This window comes from Micrococcaceae bacterium Sec5.1 (assembly GCA_039636795.1).
Lineage (GTDB): Bacteria > Actinomycetota > Actinomycetes > Actinomycetales > Micrococcaceae > Arthrobacter.
In genome coordinates this window covers 3,805,196-3,823,953 of sequence record CP143430.1, presented here as the reverse complement: position 1 = coordinate 3,823,953, position 18,758 = coordinate 3,805,196, and the positions used below count along the sequence as shown (strand labels likewise).

Annotated in this window: 18 protein-coding genes; 11 read left to right on the top strand and 7 right to left on the bottom strand. The window is 61.3% G+C overall.

The window, feature by feature from the left end; all coding sequences use genetic code 11:
- The first annotated feature begins 2 nt into the window (after window positions 1-2).
- The 3 genes from VUN82_17395 (at window position 3) to VUN82_17385 (ending at window position 2,802) form a co-directional block, all read left to right on the top strand.
- Window positions 3-782: a PIG-L deacetylase family protein gene (locus tag VUN82_17395; GenBank protein ID XAS70852.1), complete on the top strand. Its 780-nt coding sequence runs from the start codon at window positions 3-5 to the stop codon at window positions 780-782.
- Window positions 783-856: 74 nt separating this feature from the next.
- On the top strand, window positions 857-1,402 hold the full coding sequence (locus tag VUN82_17390; protein XAS70851.1) for a gluconokinase: 546 nt from the start codon (window positions 857-859) through the stop codon (window positions 1,400-1,402).
- A complete protein-coding gene (locus VUN82_17385) occupies window positions 1,399-2,802 on the top strand; it encodes a gluconate:H+ symporter (GenBank protein XAS70850.1) in 1,404 nt (467 codons plus the stop codon). Before VUN82_17390 ends, VUN82_17385 begins: the two co-directional genes overlap by 4 nt.
- A 105-nt stretch (window positions 2,803-2,907) precedes the next feature.
- Here the strand turns inward: VUN82_17385 and VUN82_17380 are convergent, their stop codons facing one another.
- The 4 genes from VUN82_17380 to VUN82_17365 form a co-directional block, all read right to left on the bottom strand.
- Window positions 2,908-3,738: an anti-sigma factor gene (locus VUN82_17380; GenBank protein XAS70849.1), complete on the bottom strand. Its 831-nt coding sequence runs from the start codon at window positions 3,736-3,738 to the stop codon at window positions 2,908-2,910.
- Between the two features lies 1 nt (window position 3,739).
- Window positions 3,740-4,345 carry an ECF RNA polymerase sigma factor SigK gene (gene sigK, locus VUN82_17375; protein ID XAS74728.1) on the bottom strand — a complete coding sequence of 202 codons (606 nt, stop codon included), beginning with the start codon at window positions 4,343-4,345 and terminating at the stop codon, window positions 3,740-3,742.
- A 189-nt stretch (window positions 4,346-4,534) separates the two neighbouring features.
- Entirely contained in the window at window positions 4,535-5,002 is a 468-nt protein-coding gene (locus VUN82_17370) for a tRNA (cytidine(34)-2'-O)-methyltransferase (protein XAS70848.1), read from the bottom strand.
- A gap of 97 nt (window positions 5,003-5,099) precedes the next feature.
- Window positions 5,100-6,044 (bottom strand): J domain-containing protein, encoded by a 945-nt coding sequence (locus tag VUN82_17365; protein ID XAS70847.1) that lies wholly within the window; start codon window positions 6,042-6,044, stop codon window positions 5,100-5,102.
- Window positions 6,045-6,166: 122 nt separating this feature from the next.
- Here VUN82_17365 and VUN82_17360 point away from each other — a divergent pair, with 122 nt between their 5' ends.
- Together VUN82_17360 and VUN82_17355 are read left to right on the top strand one after the other, a co-directional pair.
- The gene (locus VUN82_17360) at window positions 6,167-7,093 is read left to right on the top strand and encodes a YegS/Rv2252/BmrU family lipid kinase (GenBank protein XAS70846.1); all 927 of its coding nucleotides are present in this window, start codon (window positions 6,167-6,169) and stop codon (window positions 7,091-7,093) included.
- A gap of 213 nt (window positions 7,094-7,306) precedes the next feature.
- Window positions 7,307-7,897, top strand: coding sequence for a hypothetical protein (locus VUN82_17355; protein ID XAS70845.1), 591 nt, complete (start codon window positions 7,307-7,309; stop codon window positions 7,895-7,897).
- A 21-nt stretch (window positions 7,898-7,918) separates the two neighbouring features.
- Here VUN82_17355 and VUN82_17350 read toward each other — a convergent pair whose 3' ends face one another.
- Window positions 7,919-8,338 (bottom strand): hypothetical protein, encoded by a 420-nt coding sequence (locus VUN82_17350; GenBank protein XAS70844.1) that lies wholly within the window; start codon window positions 8,336-8,338, stop codon window positions 7,919-7,921.
- A gap of 91 nt (window positions 8,339-8,429) precedes the next feature.
- Between VUN82_17350 and VUN82_17345 the strand changes: the two genes are divergently transcribed.
- Window positions 8,430-9,107, top strand: coding sequence for a helix-turn-helix domain-containing protein (locus tag VUN82_17345; GenBank protein XAS70843.1), 678 nt, complete (start codon window positions 8,430-8,432; stop codon window positions 9,105-9,107).
- 63 nt (window positions 9,108-9,170) lie between these two features.
- A complete protein-coding gene (locus VUN82_17340; GenBank protein XAS70842.1) occupies window positions 9,171-10,400 on the top strand; it encodes a cysteine desulfurase family protein in 1,230 nt (409 codons plus the stop codon).
- 8 nt (window positions 10,401-10,408) lie between these two features.
- Here the strand turns inward: VUN82_17340 and VUN82_17335 are convergent, their stop codons facing one another.
- Window positions 10,409-11,662 carry an FAD-dependent oxidoreductase gene (locus VUN82_17335; protein ID XAS70841.1) on the bottom strand — a complete coding sequence of 418 codons (1,254 nt, stop codon included), beginning with the start codon at window positions 11,660-11,662 and terminating at the stop codon, window positions 10,409-10,411.
- Window positions 11,663-11,858: 196 nt separating this feature from the next.
- Here VUN82_17335 and mnmA point away from each other — a divergent pair, with 196 nt between their 5' ends.
- Both mnmA and VUN82_17325 read left to right on the top strand, forming a co-directional pair.
- The gene (mnmA, locus tag VUN82_17330; protein ID XAS74727.1) at window positions 11,859-12,980 is read left to right on the top strand and encodes a tRNA 2-thiouridine(34) synthase MnmA; all 1,122 of its coding nucleotides are present in this window, start codon (window positions 11,859-11,861) and stop codon (window positions 12,978-12,980) included.
- Window positions 12,981-13,075: 95 nt separating this feature from the next.
- On the top strand, window positions 13,076-14,707 hold the full coding sequence (locus VUN82_17325) for a hypothetical protein (protein XAS70840.1): 1,632 nt from the start codon (window positions 13,076-13,078) through the stop codon (window positions 14,705-14,707).
- Between the two features lie 57 nt (window positions 14,708-14,764).
- Here the strand turns inward: VUN82_17325 and VUN82_17320 are convergent, their stop codons facing one another.
- Window positions 14,765-15,592 carry a caspase family protein gene (locus VUN82_17320; GenBank protein ID XAS70839.1) on the bottom strand — a complete coding sequence of 276 codons (828 nt, stop codon included), beginning with the start codon at window positions 15,590-15,592 and terminating at the stop codon, window positions 14,765-14,767.
- Between the two features lie 319 nt (window positions 15,593-15,911).
- On the opposite strand from VUN82_17320, the gene VUN82_17315 reads away from it, so the two are divergent.
- Together VUN82_17315 and VUN82_17310 are read left to right on the top strand one after the other, a co-directional pair.
- Window positions 15,912-17,540, top strand: a complete 1,629-nt coding sequence (locus tag VUN82_17315) for an ABC transporter substrate-binding protein (GenBank protein ID XAS70838.1) — start codon at window positions 15,912-15,914, stop codon at window positions 17,538-17,540.
- Window positions 17,541-17,666: 126 nt separating this feature from the next.
- The gene (locus VUN82_17310; protein XAS70837.1) at window positions 17,667-18,758 is read left to right on the top strand and encodes an ABC transporter permease; all 1,092 of its coding nucleotides are present in this window, start codon (window positions 17,667-17,669) and stop codon (window positions 18,756-18,758) included.

The following is an 18,758-nucleotide window of genomic DNA, read 5'->3' as shown; positions in this document are numbered from 1 at the left end:
CTTTGACTTCTGGCGTTTCGTCAGCAAAGAGCCCGTTCAACGCCTCCACGGAGCGTGTTGAGCGGGTGCTTTGTTTTACTGCCCATCCTGACGACATCGACTTCGGAGCTGCAGGAACCATAGCTGCCTGGACTGCTGCCGGTGTACAGGTCACCTACTGCATCATGACTGACGGCGACGCCGGCGGGTTTGATCCCGTTGACCGGGAACGCATTATCGAACTCCGTGCCATAGAACAGCAACGCGCGGCAGAGTTGGTGGGAGTCAACGACATCCGCTACCTGCACGAACACGATGGCTACCTTGAGCCGACACACAACGTCATCAAGCAGGTTGTGAAGCTGATCCGGGAAATCCGCCCGGACATCGTGTTGACCATGCACCCGGAACGGAACTGGGACCGCCTCCAGAAGAGTCACCCCGACCACCTCGCAGCAGGGGAAGCTGTGACCAGGGCGGTTTATCCTGCCGTGGAGAATCCCTTTGCCTATCCTGAATTGGTTGAGGCCGGACTGACGGCCTACAAGCTGCCTTGGCTATGGTTTATCTCAAGTCCAGAGGACCGTGAGAACCATTTCGTGGACGTCACCAAGCATGTTGATGCCAAGCTCGATGCGATCCGCATCCACGCGAGCCAGCACCCGGACATCGAGGGGATGGAGCGTGTGGTCCGTGGCATGTTGATGGCCAACGGTGCGCGAGCAGGGCTCCCTGCCGGCGCAAGTGCTGAGAGTTTCCACGTGGTGTCCGTTAACGGATCCAGTACTATCGCCGGCTTCTGACATTGCCGATATGTAACCCGTGTCATATGCTGGACCTCGGTTAAATCATATTTATTCGAGGAAGGCAGACTTTGATGGCGAAGACTGCACAGCAACCCGTACTGGTGATTATGGGAGTCTCCGGTTCGGGCAAGTCGACTGTAGCCGGCGTACTCGCCGGAAAGCTTGGATGGGATCTCGCCGAAGGCGACGATCTCCATCCGGAAGCCAATGTGGCCAAGATGCACGCGGGCCAGGCCCTCAGCGATGAGGACCGATGGCCTTGGCTTGGCATCATTGCCCAGTGGATCCGTGAGCATACAGATGCCGGTACGCCGGCCATCATCACGTGCTCGGCGTTGAAGAAGAAGTACCGCGACGTACTCAGGGGCGAAGGGGTTGTTTTCGTTTTCCTGCAAGGGAGCAAAGACAAGATCTCGGACCGGCTGGCGTCAAGGCACGGCCACTTCATGCCGCCGTCGCTCCTGGAGTCCCAGTTCGAAGCACTTGAGGAACCCACAGAAGACGAGAGCTACATCTCGCTGTGTGTTTCCGCCTCGCCCGCTGAGGAGGCGGACGAAATCATCGAACGGCTCGGCTTGCGTCCCCTGGGCGCCGGTTCCGAAGCGGCAGCGTCATGATCGCGCTGGAAACGGCCACACAGGTGCAGGAGTGGTCCGCGCACGACACCCAGCTTCTTGTGGTGGCAGCGTTGGGTATTGCGCTGATTGTGGTCCTGATCGCCAAGCTGAAATTCCACCCATTCCTGGCGCTGGTGCTGGGCTCGGCGTTTGTCGGCCTCGCCTCAGGCGTGGAACTGGGCAAGGTCATTACCAACTTCGAGGACGGAGTTGGCGGCGTCCTCAAGGAAGTTGGCCTCCTGATTGCCTTGGGCGCAATGCTTGGCAAGTTGCTCGCGGACTCCGGGGGAGCCAATCGGGTAGTGGATACGTTGTTGGCCAAGGCCACCGGCAACAAGATCGTCTGGATGATCACGCTTGTGGCAGTGATCATTGGCCTGCCGATGTTCTTCGAAATCGGTCTTGTGCTCCTGCTTCCCGTGATTGTCCTTGTGACGCAGAGATCCGGGATGAAGCTCATGCGCATCGCGATACCGGCTTTGGCGGGCCTTTCAGTGCTCCATGGCCTGGTGCCCCCGCACCCGGGACCCCTGATTGCCATCAGCGCCGTAAAGGCTGAATTGGGAACAACACTGGGCCTGGGCATCCTCGTGGCCATTCCCACGGTCATCATTTGTGGACCGCTTTTCTCCCGCCTGGCCGCACGTTGGGTTCCGGTAAACGCTCCCGCCGTGGCGGGTGGCATCGACACCAAGCACCGCGCCGATCTTAGCGACGTCAAGCGCCAGCCCTCGTTCCTGGTGACGCTGCTGACCATCATTTTCCCGGTAGTCCTCATGCTGCTAAAGGCTTTGGGAGACATTATCTGGCCGGACGCGGCCACTGCTCCGATGATCAGGATCTTCTTCGATTTCGTGGGCCAGCCCCTGGTCGCCATGACCTTGGCGGTACTTGCTGCCACTGTGAGCTTCGGCTACGCAGTGGGATTCACTGGCAGCAAGATCACTGCCAAGCTGGGCGACAGCCTTGGCCCCATCGCAGCGATTCTTCTGATAGTTGGAGCCGGCGGTGGTTTCAAGCAGACACTGATTGGTGCTGGAGTGGGCGACGCCGTCAAGAAGTGGGCGGAAGGTGCCAACATGTCCGTCCTTGTGCTCGGCTTTATTGTGGCGGTGGCACTCCGCCTCGCCACGGGCTCCGCCACTGTAGCTACCGTGACTGCTGCGGGCATTGTCGCGCCCCTGGCCAGCAGTTTGACCCCGACCCACGCGGCACTGCTCGCCTTGGCAATCGGTGCAGGCTCGCTGTTCCTCTCGCACGTGAATGATGCTGGTTTCTGGCTGGTCAAGGAGCTCTTCGGCCTGACAGTCGGTCAGACCTTCAAGACCTGGTCCGTGATGGAGACCTTGATCTCCCTGGTTGGCTTCGGCTTCGTGATGCTGTTGTCGCTCGTGTTGTAGCTGCCGGTCAACTGCAGGCAATAACGACGGCGGCCGCCCCACCTACCTCACGGAAGGTGCGCGGCCGCCGTCGGGCCTTAAAGCGATGACGCCGTCTGGCCGACGTCAGGCGCTCAGCGGAACCACCAACACAGGCGGCTGCGTGGGCGAGCTTGATCCGCCAGTGGGTTCCACCGTTATAGCTACTGAGGAAGCTGTGGACAATCCCTTCACCACCGCCGGCTTGGACAACGTCTCGGCGTCCATAGTGCCCTGCGGCACAGGGGCAGATCCATCCTTCGGCAACGTCCACAACTGGTAGACCTTACCGTCGGGTGCCGGGGCAACGCCGTCCATCAACACCACGAAGGAGTCCTTGGCGGAGGAAGCGGAAATGGTAGCCGTGCCGCCTCCGGGAACCTGGGCCGTCTTCTTCTGGACGTCCTGGGCCTGCAGGACCTGGTTCACGGGATCGTTTTGGCCGGCTATGTACGCGCCTACACCCACGCCACCGACGGCGATGACGGCAGCAGCCGCTGCGCCCACCAGCCAGGCGCGTCCGCGCCCGAGGCCGCGGCGTTCTCCGCGCTTGGTCCGGGCGAGTGCCAGTTCGTCGAGGACTGGCTCCGGCTTTGGATCACTGCCCGACCCTGCAGGGGAATCTGCGGATTCCCGGTTGATCCGGTCCATAATTTTGGCGAAGACGGCAGGGGGCGGCTCTTCCTCAGGGGCGAAACCTGCCACCAGGGTCTCGCGGGCCTGCCTGACCCGCTCCTGGAACGCTGGACCTTCCGGGGCGTCCTTGACGTAATCGTCAATCAGGGCCCGTTCGGATTCAGTAACCGCGTCCAAGGCATAGATTTCCGCGAGTTCGAGGACCCGACCCTCGGCCAAGTCGGTTGCGATGTCATTCGCGAACATTCTGCGGACAAATCCTCCACCGTTGTTTTCGCTCATTTCAGCCCACCCCCAAGCAGGTCTTCAAGCGCAGGAGTCCATCGCGAATGCGGGACTTGATGGTAGGGACCGCGGCACCAAGATGCTCCGCAACTTCCCTGTAAGTGAGCCCACCGTAATAGGCCAGGCGGACCGATTCCCGCTGTGTGTCCGTCAAGGTGCCAAGGCACCGGCTGACGGCCTCGGCCTCAAAGTTCGTCTCGGCTTCCTCGGATACGACGTCGCGATCAAGGTCCTGGCTCGCTGCGCCGTATCGGGCTTCGCGGTCTGTGGCTGCCTGCACGGCACGAACGCGGTCAATGGCACGGCGATGCGCGATGGTCATCAGCCAGGCCATGGGGCTGCCGGATGCGCGATCGAACCTGGCGGCGCCCTGCCAGACCTGGACGAAGACTTCCTGGGTGGCGTCTTCGCTCAGCTCGGAGTCAATCAGGACGCGCCTGGCCATGCCAAAGACTCGTCTGGAGGTTAGCCGATAAAACTCAGCGAAAGCGTCCTGATCGCCCGCAGCAATCAATTCAAGCAGGCCCGTAAGCTGCTGGTTCAGATCTGTCGCCGTGGCCGAAGTCTCGACGACCGGGGGACCGGGGCTGTTGGGGATGTCCATCACTGTCCAGCATAAGTCGTGCGGTTTGAAACCAGCAGCACGAGGGCTCGGCGTTGTGCGCACAGCGGCGCAGCGGGTTGCCGCCACCACCAGGGCCTCCAGTGCGCTCACATCAGCTCCCTCATCGAATATCAAAGGCAGGAATTGATCCTGCACAGGGTATTCGCAGCCGCGGGCGCCGCGGATGGGCTAGACCTTGGCGCCGGCAAATCCGTTCTGGCGCCACGCCTCGAAAACCGCAATGGACGCGGCGTTTGCCAGGTTCAGTGAACGCAGGGAAGGTCGCATCGGGAGCCGCACCCGGGCAGTGACGTGCGAATCCTTCTTCAGCCAATCCGGGAGGCCCACAGATTCAGGGCCGAACATCAGGACGTCACCCTCACGGTAGTTGATATCCGTGTAGGACGTTTCGCCGTCGGACGTAAACGCAAACACTCGCTCAGGCTGCAGGGCAGCCCAAGCCGCGTTGATGTCCTTATGTACCGTAACGACGGCGAGATCATGGTAGTCCAGGCCCGCCCGGCGCAGCTTGGCATCGGAAAAGTCAAAGCCCAGAGGCTCCACCAGATGGAGTTCGGCGCCGGTGATGGCGGCCAAACGGATGGCGTTGCCCGTATTGCCCGGGATTTCTGGAGTGTGGAAGAGGATGCGGAACACCGTCCCATCCTAGCCAGTCCCGTCCCAGCCAGTCCCATCGCACTGGCTTCATACTGAATCAACCATCGCCCTCAACCAGTCCCGGAGAAAGCCGATCTCAGTGCATGCCGCGGAGCAAGCGGGCAAGAACTGGAACCACCACGGTGTTGGGTGCTGGTCCTGAACCGAGGAACTGTTTCAACCCGCGGACCAATCCTGCGCCGTTGACCACCTCAACCGCGTTATGGCTGGACTGCCCTTTGCCGTAGTGATCAATGACTGGTTCGTGCAGGTTGCCGTCAGGACTGTGCAGGACCACCCAGCCGGTGACGTTCAACTCGGGGAAGATGTCCTGCATGTGGCGGACGATGTGGGCGAGCTGCGGCGGGGCTACGGACCGGCCGCCGTGGCGCAACGAATTGCCGTCCCACGCGTAGGCGCCCCTGGGCAACAGCATGGAACCAACCAATGCCAGCCGGTAGCCGGAAAGCACTGCGTGGTCGATGTGGTTGTTGTCAGAGGGCGATCGGAGCCCGTTGATGAGCCTTGCGGCGGGGATGGCAGGCAGGACCTGCCTGCTGATGAGCTGAACCGTACGCATCTCGCGCTGGATGCGGGCTTCGGCTCCAAAAATGCCGCGCTTTCGCGGCAAGCCATGGACCTGCTGGGCAGCTTCTGCCATCGAAATGAGGGGAACCTCAAGAGGGTCATCAAAGGCCGGAACGTAAACGGGCGGATCGCCAGCCGTGTTGCGCGGGGCCTGCGGACGTCTGACCCCCGTACTGGTCGCCGCACCCGGCGCGGCCGCGCCTGTGTAGTCGCCCGGACGTGGTTGGGAGCGGACGGAGGCGCCGCTGGCATACCTCCGGTCATACTCGGCCCGACGCTTCGGATCAATCAGGGTCTCATAAGCGAGCGTTACACGGCGGAACATTTCGGCTTCGCCGCCGTGATCGGGGTGGGCCTTCCGGGCGGCCTTCCGATATGCCACCTTGATCTCCTTGTCCGTCGCAGTGACGGACACGCGAAGAACCTGATAGTGGGAACTACTGCCCTCGGCCAAGCACAGGCCCTTCTCTAGGATGGTGGTCCGCTCCAGGGGCGGGGCGGTATGGCCAGTTTATCCAGCCACTATGAGAACGTCGGCAGCGGGCTCCGTGGTTCCCGGCTGGCATAATTCAGCAGGTGAATCCTCCGGCGCCCAAGAATCCCACGCATTCGGCGCCCAAGGTCGCCCTTGCCATCAATCCAACAGCATCGTTCGGCCGTCACGGCCTTGCCGGGGACGAAGCCGCGGCCTGCCTTCGCGCCCGGGGTTGTGACGTCGTCGTGCTGGAAGCGGGAAGCTATGACGACCTGCGGACCCTGGTTGATGAGGCCCTGACTTCAGGCATCAGTGCGCTGGTTGTGGTGGGCGGGGACGGCATGGTCCATTTGGGCGTCAACGCGCTCGCCGGATTGGATGTGCCGCTGGGAATTGTTCCTGCTGGAACTGGCAACGATGTTGCCAGGCTGCTGGGCCTGCCACTCACGGACACGAATGCCGCCTGTAATCGCTTGCTGGAGTCAATGGCTGCGGGCGGGCGGAAGATCGACGCCGGACGCGTCACCGCCAGCGGGCGAAGCACCTATTTTGCGGGGGTCCTGTCGGCCGGATTTGATGCTGCTGTCAACGAAAGGGCGAACTCGTGGCGTTGGCCCCGGGGAAAGAGCCGCTACAACCTGGCGATGCTCCGTGAACTCGGTTCGTTCCGGCGTATCGAATACACGGTGACTGCCGACGGCGAGCAGTGGCGCCAACCGGCGTTGCTGATTTCTGCGGCGAACGGCCAATCGATCGGAGGCGGGATGAGGATTACGCCCGATGCTTTGCCCGACGACGGGTGGCTGGATTTGTTTGTGGTCAAGCCATTGTCGCGGCTGCGTTTCCTGGCAGTGTTTCCCAAGGTCTTCACGGGCAAACACCTTGGCCATCCGGCCGTGGAGATCCGCCGGGTACGGAAAGTGCGCCTGGAGGCAGAAGGTGTAGTGGCCTACGCCGACGGCGAGCGCGTGGGCAGTTTGCCTGTGGTGGTCGAGGTTGTACCCCGTGGTCTCCGCGTCCTTGCCTAGCTGAATCGCTGCTGCAGGCAGTTAGACTCGATGGCGGCAGAAATGGTTCCCAGCAAAAAGACTCGCCGCCAAAAGAGAGGATCGCCGATGGTACGGAGGGTTGCGCGAAGTCAGGCCCCCGCGATGGCGGGCGCCAGGCCTGGTTGGGCTGCCATTGCTGTTTTGGGTGTGCCGGCTGTTTTGGGTGCCCTGCTTGGCGGATGTAGTGTGAACGTGCCTGATCCCGCAGCACCGAAGCCTTCACCTTCCGAGTCGACGCTGTCCACCCCAACCATCACGCCCGGACATGATGCTGAGGCTCTCGCCGCGAAGGACCTGCCTTTGAGTGCGGGAGGAACATTGGCGCCTGGAGATCCGGTATTAGTGTCCAGCCGCCTTGAAGAGGTGCAGGGATGGTCCGTTGTGCACTCCGGCTTGCAAGGTGAAACCCGGTACGCGAAGACTGATGGGTGCGTGGTGGTTGTCCGGGTCAGCGTTAATCAGAGGCCATTGGTGGTGCCGGGCGATGACGCCGCGTCCACGAAGGAACTGTTCCGCTACTTGGATCCGGGCATCGCTGTGGAGAAGCTAAAGCCGTCCTCATTGCGCTGGGGCCAGGATTCCGGCAAGCCGGAGCGCCACGTGGAATTGTTGGCCTTGGAATCAGCTCCGGCTTCCGGCGGCACCGCTGCCCTGGTACTCGCCAGACTTTTCAGCAGCCCGGCTTCCTCTGTGTATGTATCAGTTGCATGTCCGGATAGTGGGACCCTGGCCAAGGCCAGGGCTGAGGTCCAGTCCCGGTTGGCCGTGGTCCCACCAGGGTGAGTTTGTTTCTTTGACGCTTTGCTATTTCTTGAACACGGTGGCAAGACGGTTCAACGCGAGCGCTCCCACCAGCAGGCCGAAGTCCCTCAGTGCGACGTCGAAGAACGAGCCAAGCACCAGTAGGTTGACGATGATGCCGAGCAGCCAGGCAGCGACAACGAGGGAACCCCAGCGCGGCCGCAGGGCGACCACGATGCCGGCGATAATTTCGATGACCCCCACGCCGTACATGAAGGTCTGGGCTGAAACAGGTACCACGGCGGTGGCTGCGGGCGCCAAGTAGACCGTCCAGTCCACCAAGAGGTTGGTGAATTTGTCGAGCCCGAAAATGATCGGGGCAATCGTGAAGATCGTCCTCAGGAGGACAAAGGCCTGCCGGGAAGGGTCCCGGAGGTCGCTGCGGCTGGACTTGGGGCTCATGTGGGTGGTTGCGGCTTCCATGACGCATTCCTTTCTAAAAATTGGTATCTTGATTTTAGATCTCCTTCTGAGATTAAGCAACGAATCTTGTTTTTAGAGATATTCTGGCTGTATGACCACTGCACGCCACTCTTGGCTCCAAAGGATTTCGGCGATCGCCTCTTTGGACGACGACAACCGGAGGGTGTTGTTCGCCTACGTGCGCGGCTCTGCTGATGCCGTAGGGCGGGACGAAGCGGCCCGTGCCCTCGGTATTCCCCGAAGCACGGCCTCCTTCCATTTGGATCGGTTGGTCAAGGACGGCGTCCTGCAAGTGGAGTTCAGAAAGTCCTCCGACAAAGCCGGGCCCGGTTCCGGCCGGCCTGCCAAGCTCTACCGCCCGGCCATGGACGAGGTTGTGGCCTCAGTCCCTGAGCGCCAGTACGATCTCGCTGGGGATCTGATGGCTACAGCGATCACGCGTTCCCTCAAAGGCGAGCTGCCCGTGCGGGACGCTTTGATGGATGTTGCCGACCGCAAGGGCCAGGAAGCGGGCCGGCCCGGCGATTTCCTGGGTGCCCTGGCGGACCTTGGCTATGAGCCAACCGCTGATGACGCCGGAGGATACCGCCTGCTTAACTGCCCTTTCCATCGGCTTTCGCAGGATCATGAGGAGGTGGTCTGCGCCATGAATGGCGCATTCCTTAAGGGTGCGGCCACCGCATCCGGTCTTAGTGCTGACAACGTCCTTCCGGAACCTGGTTCTGGTCATTGTTGTGCCAGGATTAGCAGCCTGGAACCGCGTCGCTAGACCTGACCCCAAAACTGGACACTGACGCCGTCGATGGAATTACGCCGCCGGTAGAATTACAACGTGCCTGTATACCTCGATCACGCCGCCACCACACCCATGTCGGCCCAAGCCCTTGCGGTCATGACGCGCGAGCTGGCGCGAACCGGCAACCCGTCCTCCCTCCATGGAGCCGGGCGTCGGGCAAGGCGCGCCGTTGAAGATGCACGCGAAACGCTGGCGGCGGCCGCTGGCGCCCACCCGTCCGAGGTAATTTTCACCTCGGGTGGGACTGAGGCCGACAACCTGGCCGTCAAGGGCCTTTTCTGGGCCCGCCATGACGAAAACCCACGCCGGACCCGAATCCTGTGCTCCGCCGTCGAACATCATGCGGTCATGGACACGGTGGAGTGGCTTGAGCGTCATGAGGGGGCCGAAGCCGTGTGGCTGCCTGTCGATGCAGAAGGTGCGGTGCAGCTCGATGCCGTGCAGCGCGAACTGGAGCGCGACCCCGACTCCGTTGCGCTTGTCACGGTGATGTGGGCCAACAACGAAGTGGGCACCATCCAGCCCGTTGCAAAGATCGTGGAACTGGCCAGCCGATACGGCATTCCCGTGCACTCGGATGCTGTCCAGGCATTCGGTTCCGTTCCGGTCGACTTCCGCTCGTCCGGGCTCGCCGCGATGTCAGTGTCAGGGCATAAACTAGGCGGACCCGTCGGAGTCGGCGCGTTGTTCCTTGGGCGAGCGATCAAGTTGACTCCGGTTCAACACGGCGGCGGGCAGGAGCGCGATGTGCGCTCGGGAACATTGGATACGCCGGCCATTGCCGCCTTCGCGGCGGCTGCGGAGGCCGCTACGGCTAATCTGGCCACGGAGGCCGAGCGAATCAGCAGGCTGCGGGACCGTCTCATTGCCGGGGTTCGGGAGGCCGTGCCGGACGCGGTGCTCCGTGGGGCACCCGGGGACGGTCGGCTGCCCGGCAACGCCCACTTTACTTTTCCCGGTTGCGAGGGAGATTCTCTGCTGTTCCTTCTGGACCTCGCAGGTGTTGAGTCATCTACGGGTTCGGCCTGTACGGCAGGGGTGCCCCGCCCCTCCCACGTCCTCCTGGCCATGGGGCTGGATGAAGATACTGCCCGTGGTGCCCAACGATTCACCCTGGGGCACAGCTCAACAGATGCCGACGTCGATGCCCTGCTAAAGGCGCTTCCCGAGGCGTGTTCGCGGGCTCGCCAAGCAGGCATGGCCGGTCATGAATCCAGCATCCAGACAGCGGCAACGGTAGCGCGACGGGGCACCACGGAGTTTTAGCCAGGAAATCAGTCGCCAGGCAAAAGCTCCTCAAGGGGAACATCGGGATTTGTCAGGCGGGTTACGTCTACGGGCACCCGGCCAGAAATCAGCGACTTGATCGGCTTCTGCACGCGGCGCATGTTCACGCTCATGCCGGCCACCACTTCGCCCTGCTCCTTCTGGCCATCGCGCATCCAGAACGCGATGAAACTGCCGTCATCGAGCGAGCCGCGAATTACAGGCTCTACGCCGGAGGTCAGAGTGGTGAAACCCGAGTATTCCATGCTGAGCGTGAACTGGTCCGTATAGAAATAGGGGACAACATCCAGGGCGGCATTTTGGCCCAGCATCGTCTTGGCGGCCACTTTGCCGCCGTTAAGTGCGTTTGCCCAGTGCTCACTGCGATGATGCTCTCCGGTGAAGGGATGCAGGGCGTTCGCAACGTCACCTGCTGCAAGGATGTCCGGGGCGCTTGAGCGAAGTGCGGAATCCACCAGGACTCCGTTGTCCAGGCGTAGCCCTGCTGTCTCAGCCAACGATGTGTCAGGCACTACCCCAACCGCAATGATGACGATATCTGCGGGCAGGACTTCGCCCGTGTTGGTTCGCACCGCGGAGGCCTGGCCGTCCTTCCCCTCTATGGCAGCAGCGCTCGCAGGCAGCCTGAAGCTCACGCCGTTCTCTTCGTGGAGTGCCCGGAAGTAGTTGCCCAGTTCGGGGCCGATGGCGGCACTGAGGGGGATTTCTTCCAAACCGAGCAGGACCACATCATTGCCGTAGCTGCGGGCAGCCGCGGCCAGCTCCATGCCGATCCATCCGGAACCCACCATGACAACACGCTTGCCGCCGTCCCTGAGCAGGGATTGCAGGCGCAGGCTGTCCTCAAAGGTCCTGAAAGTCATCACGCCCTCCAACTCGGCGCCGGGCAGCGGAATCTGCCGCGGTTGCGCTCCGGTGGCTATCAGCAGTTTGGCGTAGTCAAGGGTTCGGTCGTCGTGAAGGGTTACGGTCCGGTTTCGCGCATCGATGCCCACTGCGGGGTTGCCCAGCAGGAGTTCGACGTCGTTTTCTTCGTACCAGCCGGCCGGCATCACCGGGACGCTATCTTCGTCGGCCTTGCCCAGAAGGAACTCCTTGGACAGAGGTGGCCGAAGGTAAGGGATCCGTTCCTCGGATGCCAGGAGGGTGATGGGTCCAGTAAAGCCTTCTGAGCGAAGGGTTTTTGCTGTGGTTGCACCGGCCAGCCCGCCGCCGGCGATGACCATCCGTTCGTGTGTCATTTCAGCCCACCTTTGTGTTGGCATATTCTAAAACAACTTACTTTGACTTTAGATTTGGTCCTATGGCCAGTCAAGGGATTTAGCGCGGGCATTGGTGCGGGAGCTAGAATAGTTGGGTGTGCCGGCTCGCCTCAGCCGGAATCAATATCCAAAACTCCCTAAAACACAGAAAGCCAGCATGCGAGTACTTGCAGCAATGAGCGGCGGAGTCGACTCCGCCGTGGCAGCCGCCCGCGCCGTCGAGGCCGGACACGACGTCGTCGGAGTCCACCTTGCGTTGTCGCGCATGCCTGGCACCCTTCGCACCGGAAGCCGGGGCTGCTGCACCATTGAAGACTCCCGTGATGCGTGGCGGGCCTGCGACGTCCTGGGGATTCCTTACTACGTGTGGGACTTCTCCGAACGCTTCAAGGAAGATGTCGTTCAGGACTTCATTGACGAATATGCTGCCGGGCGCACGCCGAACCCGTGCATGCGTTGCAATGAGCGCATTAAGTTTGCTGCCTTGCTGGAAAAGGCCATTGCCCTGGGCTTTGACGCTGTCTGCACCGGGCACTACGCCAAGGTAATCGAAGATGCGGACGGCAACCGCGAACTGCATCGTGCGGCCGACTGGGCCAAGGACCAAAGCTATGTCCTGGGCGTCCTGACGCATGAGCAGCTCAAGCACTCCATGTTCCCGCTGGCGGACACCCCCTCCAAGGCCGAAGTAAGGGCCGAGGCCGAAAAGCGTGGTTTGTCGGTGGCCAACAAGCCGGATAGCCACGATATTTGCTTCATCTCCGACGGAGATACACGTGGCTGGCTGGCCGAGAAAATCGAAATGACAACTGGCGACATCGTGGACGAAACTGGCACGAAGGTAGGCGAGCACCCGGGTGCCAACGCCTTCACCGTGGGCCAGCGCCGGGGACTGAAGCTGGGCACCCCGGCCTCCGATGGCAAGCCCCGGTTCGTCCTGGAAATCCGGCCTAAGGAAAACAAGGTTGTTGTGGGGCCGGAAGCGCTGCTTGCCATCGATGAAATCCGTGGAATCAAGGTGTCCTGGGCTGGTTTGCCCATCTCCGAGGTTGGGACCGGTGCGGAATTCGAGTGCCACGCCCAGGTGCGGGCCCATGGTGACCCTGTGCCGGCCCGTGCACACATTGAGCCGGTTGCCGATGACGAGGGTGTTGAGCGGGCCGAACTGGTGGTCACCCTGACCGAACCGCTGCGTGGAGTGGCACCTGGTCAGACCGTTGTGCTGTATCAGGGCACCCGGGTACTGGGACAGGCAACCATCGACGCCGCTCGTTCCCTGCAGAGGGCAATTCTCTAGCCGTTATCGCATTATTGCCTCCGGGTTTGAGGGCCCCCATACTGGCCTAAGCAGCGCACCGCTGCGGTATGTTGGGGTCCGCACTCGGGATGGCGATGACTGTGGCATTTCCAAAGAAGAGCCCTGGAGACATCAAAGCCGGGCAGATGGTCTCCGTGATAGTGCTTGCAGAGGGGCCGATAGGCAGCGGCGGGGCGCCACCGCTGACAGCCCAAGTGCGGATACCCGTAGAGCGGCTCCGGCGTGGTCCCACTGGGCACCGCTACGCGATCCACATCCGGAAGTGGCGTGGAACCAATGTCTCGCCAGTTACCCTGACGCGCCAAGGCGACCCCTGGCAACTGGTTTCAGAACCTCCGCCCACGGACCTTCGCGAACTCCTGGACGATACTCGCTTCCTTGCCCAGCACGTCTACGGCGTGGCCATGAGCACCTTGGATATCTTCGAATCCACGCTCGGCCGGCGGATGCCCTGGAACCCGGAGGGGCGGGTGGTCCTGAAGGCACGGGATCGTGTGACAGCCATTGATACCGGATATGAGCGCGGTACCAACACCATCCGCTTCGGTTCAGTGGACCGCATGGGCTACAAAGTACCCACTGCGCTGTACAGGGACATCGTTGCCCACGAAGTCACCCATGCGATCCTTGACGGCTTCCGGCCAGCATGGGCAGACCAGCTGGCCACCATGGAGCAACTTGCCATGCACGAGGCACTGGCAGACCTGGTGGCCATACTGTCGGTGTTTTCTTCCCGTGAGGTGGTCTTCCGGGAACTTGAAGCTGCAGGGGAAGGCTTTGAGGCAGGGCAGATCGTGGACGACGCGATCCTGATAAGGTCCCTCTTTGACTTTGCGAGGGACCTTTTCGCCCGTGGTCCCTTGAGGGAACCATTTGTTGGCTCCGTTCCTGAGGGCTGGCAAACCATGCTGGACCCGCACGCCCGCGGGGCTGTGGTGGTTGGGGCAGTACTCCGGGCCGTCCAGCGGTTGTGGTCGGAAAGAAATGCCCGTTTTGGGGACAACCAAAGCCTGCAGCAGAAAGCTGAATCCGGTTCAATTGTGGCCACGAGGGTCCTGCGCATGGTGATCAGGGGCCTTTCCTACATGCCACCCGTGGACGTAACCTGGCGGGACCTCTTGCGCGGCATCATTGCCGCGGATCTGGACATGGTCCCGGAAGACACCTACGGGTATCGGGATGCCCTCCAAACGGAATTCTCGGCCATTGGGATCCGCCGGGTGTCGCTGAACAACATCAGCGGGGTGGATAACTACCAAGGGCTTCGCTATCCGATCCGGCTTTCGGCACTGGGGTCCGATCCCCAGGAAGTCCAACGCTTCGTGTGGGAAAACCCGAGGCTCCTGGACGCCGCCCGGCTGGAGCGGCGTACTCCGCTGAGCTCCACCAGGGTGCGTACGTCCGAACGCGTATCACCGGACGGCTTCATCATCTCCGAAATCGGGGCATCATTCATTCAAACGGTGCGGATGAGCCGTAGGGAGGCCTACGTCCGCCTTGGCCTGAAGACGCGGCGGGAATTCGTGGACGTCCGTGGAGGAGGAGTCCTCAGATTCGACGCCGGTGGGCGGCTTGTGTATGCCGCCCTTAAACCGGTGATGGACCGGGAGCGGCAAGGAATGCTGTTTGGTTCCGATCAACAGCACGACGCCGAGGAAGCCGCGTCTTCCGGTGTCAGGGACAAGTTCCACGGCACGGGGGAATAGGGGCGCGGAATAAGGTCGCGGGAACAGCTGGTGCCCCTGAGGTGACACGAGCGAAAGTTAGCTGCCCCACGCAGCCTTGCGTGCCGCCGTCGTGCCTTCCAATTGGGCGACTTGATCAAAACCGCCGCCTTTGAGCCCTTTGCTCACCAGCTTCAGTACTTCCGCCCGTCCTGCTGTGCCGTTGCCCTGCAGGGTCTTCACAAAGTGATAGGTGAAGGCTCCGTTGTAGCGGCCCTCGATCAGGGCGTCCGCAGCCGTCTGATCCGATCGGCAGGCTGCCATCAGCACGGGCTTGGATAACTTTGCTGATTTCACAAGGTCGCGAAGGGTGCGGGAGTCACTGGACTCGTTTGCGACCACAGCCCGGGGCGTTGGGGCAGGCAGGAAACGCGGGCGTCGGCCCGGCAAGAGGTCCAGGGACTTCAGTCCAGTGCCACTGTGGCAAGTGTCCAGGACGACGTCCATGAGGACGGCCTCCGGCAGCCGCCCGAAGAGCGTTGCCAACTCGTCGTCACTGATCACCGTCTCCGGGTCCCATGAGTCGCCGGCATTGTTGATGTCGTAGCAGGCGAAGGCCTCGTCCAGCCGATCCATCTCATCGCCGCTGGTATCAGGTATCTGCGTGCCATGGCTGGAGAAGGTGAAGACGATGTGGTCGGACTTTCCGTCCACCGCGCTATCGACCAACTTGTTGAGTTCAGCCATCACGGACTTTTTGTTGGCCTTGGCATCTCTCAGGACCTTGATGCTGGAGGAGGCGAACCCATACTGCGCCTCAAGGAGGGCGGCCAGGTCTTCAGCGTCATTAACACAACCGTGAAGCCAGCTCGATTCGGGTAAATACTTGAACTTGTTGATCCCCACACAGAGGGCTGCCTTGCTCATGTTCCTGTCCTTAGGACTGGTACTTGCACCCATTACCGCGGCGGCCCCCTGAACCGCCGCCTGGATGCTGTCCACGGCCGCATTCCGTCTGTCCGTGATCAGCGCTTATCAACTCGGAATAAAGATATTCCGGGGATCCTTCAGTGGCAATCCTTTGGCGTCCCCCGGAAAACCTACTCGTAGGTAAATATTGTGTCTCGAATCATAAAATCAAGGACCCGGCGGCGCTGAAGTCTGATTGAATCGTGGAATCAAGAGTGCGCCCCGTCACAAATATCCCACGGCGGTGCGCCTAATCCATCGAACAGAAGGTTCACAGATGGCACTGAAGAAGAAGGCCCTGCATGGCGTTATCGCGCTGGCGGGCGTTTCCGCCCTCGCTTTGACTGCATGCACGGGCCCCTCCGGCGGCGGTTCCTCGTCCGCCCCGGCTGCCGCCGGCCCGATCGCCTACGGCACCACAGACAAAGTCACGTCATTGGACCCGGCCGGATCCTATGACAATGGTTCGTTCATGGTGATGAACCAGATCTACTCGTTCCTGTTGAACTCCAAGCCAGGGGGTGCTGAACCGGTCCCGGACCTTGCGGAGTCGTCCTCGTTCACGGCACCTTCGGAATACACGGTCAAACTCAAGTCGGGCCTGAAATGGGCCAATGGACACACGCTGGACTCCAAGGACGTCAAGTTTTCGTTCGACCGACAGGTTGCGATCAACGACCCCGCCGGCCCGGCGTCCCTGCTGACCAACATCGCGAGTGTCAGCACTCCTGATGCCACCACGGTGGTCTTCAAGCTGAAGAACGCAAATGACCAGACCTTCAGCCAGATCCTCAGCAGTCCTGCCGCGCCCATTGTTGACGACGAAGTCTTCCCGGCGGACAAGGTCCTTCCGGACGACGAGATCATCAAGGCAAAGGCTTTCTACGGCCAATACACGATCGATAGCTACAAGAAGAACGAACTTGTCAGCTTCAAGGCCTTCGGTGACTACAAGGGTGTCCTTGGCAAGCCCGCCAACGACGAAGCGACCATCAAGTACTATGCCAGCCCCACCAACCTCAAGCTGGACATCCAGCAGGGCAACATCGACGTCGCCTTCCGCAGCCTCAGTGCCACGGACGTTGACGACCTTCGGAAAGACTCCAAGGTCAAGGTGTTGACGGGACCGGGCGGCGAGATCCGCTACATCACCTTCAACTTCGACACCATGCCGTTCGGCACCAAGGCAGCCGGCGCTGATACCGCCAAGGCGCTCGCCGTCCGGCAGGCCGTAGCCAACCTCGTGGACCGGCAAGCCATCGCCGACCAGGTCTACAAGGGCACCTACCTGCCCCTGTACTCCAACGTGCCCAGCGGATTCCTCGGCGCCAACGAATCGTTCAAGGATGCCTATGGAGATAACGGAAAGCCGAGCCTGGACAAGGCAAAGAAGGTCCTGGCGGACGCCGGAATTACCGAACCCGTTGCCTTGAACCTGCAGTACAACCCGGACCACTATGGCGGATCTTCAGGCGACGAGTACGCCATGATCAAGGAGCAGCTGGAGAAGTCCGGCCTCTTCAAGGTCAATCTGCAGTCTACGGAATGGGTTACTTACAGCAAGGCGAGCCGTGCTGACGAGTATCCCGTTTTCCAGTTTGGATGGTTCCCCGACTTCAGCGACGCCGACAACTACCTCACTCCGTTCTTCCCGGAGGGCGGCTTCCTGAAGAACCACTACAACAACCCCACTGTGAACGACTTGATCGCCAAGCAGCTGACCGAGGCTGACAAGACCAAGCGGGAAGCAGACATTAAGGATGTCCAGAACGCATTGGCCAAAGACATCTCAACCCTGCCCCTGCTGCAGGGCGCTCAAGTCGCGGTGGCCGGAAGTACCGTGAACGGCGTCGACAAGACGCTGGACGCATCCTTCAAGTTCCGCCTCGGAACAGTTTCCAAGTAACCACACCACTGTGATGGAAAGGGGCGGGACACTGATCCGGTGTCCCGCCTCCTTTGCTGACCACCCTCGTGGCCGGCATGCATGAGCCAATCCCGCGCAATCCACGGGCAGGAAATACAGGTAACAATGACAACAGTTATAGAGGTACCCGAGGCGGAGCCCGGGATAGTAGCTCCCAGGAGCAAGTCCAAGGCCGGGGGAGGCCTTGGAAAGTACATCGTGATCCGGTTCTTCCTGATCATCCCCACCGTCTTCATTCTGGTGACGTTGGTCTTCTTCCTGATGAGGGTCATTGGAGACCCCATCACTGCTGCCCAGGGCGGACGCCTCCCACCGGATGTCCTGGCACAGCGGATCCACGATGCCGGTTATGACCGTCCCGTTCTGATCCAGTACTTCGAATACCTTGGCCAACTGATCACAGGCAACTTTGGCACGACGATCACCGACCGCCGTCCCGTCGTGGAGGTACTCACCACCTTTGGGGCCGCAACACTCGAACTTTCGATCAACGCCCTGATCGTGGCGCTCGCAGTCGGCATCCCGTTCGGACTCATCGCAGCCCAACACCGCGACAAGAGCTCCGACGCCGTGCTGAGGTTCTTCGCGATTCTTTGCTATGCCACACCCGTGTTTTTCTCGGGCCTGCTTCTCAAGCTGACCTTTTCAGTGTGGCTCGGATGGTTCCCGGTAGCAGGACGCGCCTCCACACGCACGGAATTGAGCATGAGCAGCCTGGGAGCTCCATCAGGCATCTACTGGTTGGACGCGCTCCGCAGCGGCAACTTTGCTGCTCTTGGAGACGTTGCGTCCCACGCTGTCCTGCCAGCCGTAGCCCTGGGTTTGCTGACCGCCGGGGTTTTCCTGCGGCTGGTACGGACCAACGTCATTGGCACGCTGGGAAAGGACTACATTGAGGCTGGCCGGTCCCGGGGCGTCAGTGAGTTCCGGCTGGTTACCAAACACGCTTACAAACCGGCACTGATCCCCATCATCACTGTCATGGGCCTGCAAATTGCGCTCATGCTCGGCGGCGCCATCCTGACCGAGACAACCTTCGAGTGGAAGGGGCTGGGGTACCAGCTGGTGCAATACCTCAATGCCCGTGACTTTGTGGCTGTCCAAGGCATTGTCGTGCTGCTGGCCATCATCGTCGCCGTGACCAACTTCATCGTGGACATCATTGCCGCGCTCATCGATCCCCGAGTGAGGTACTGA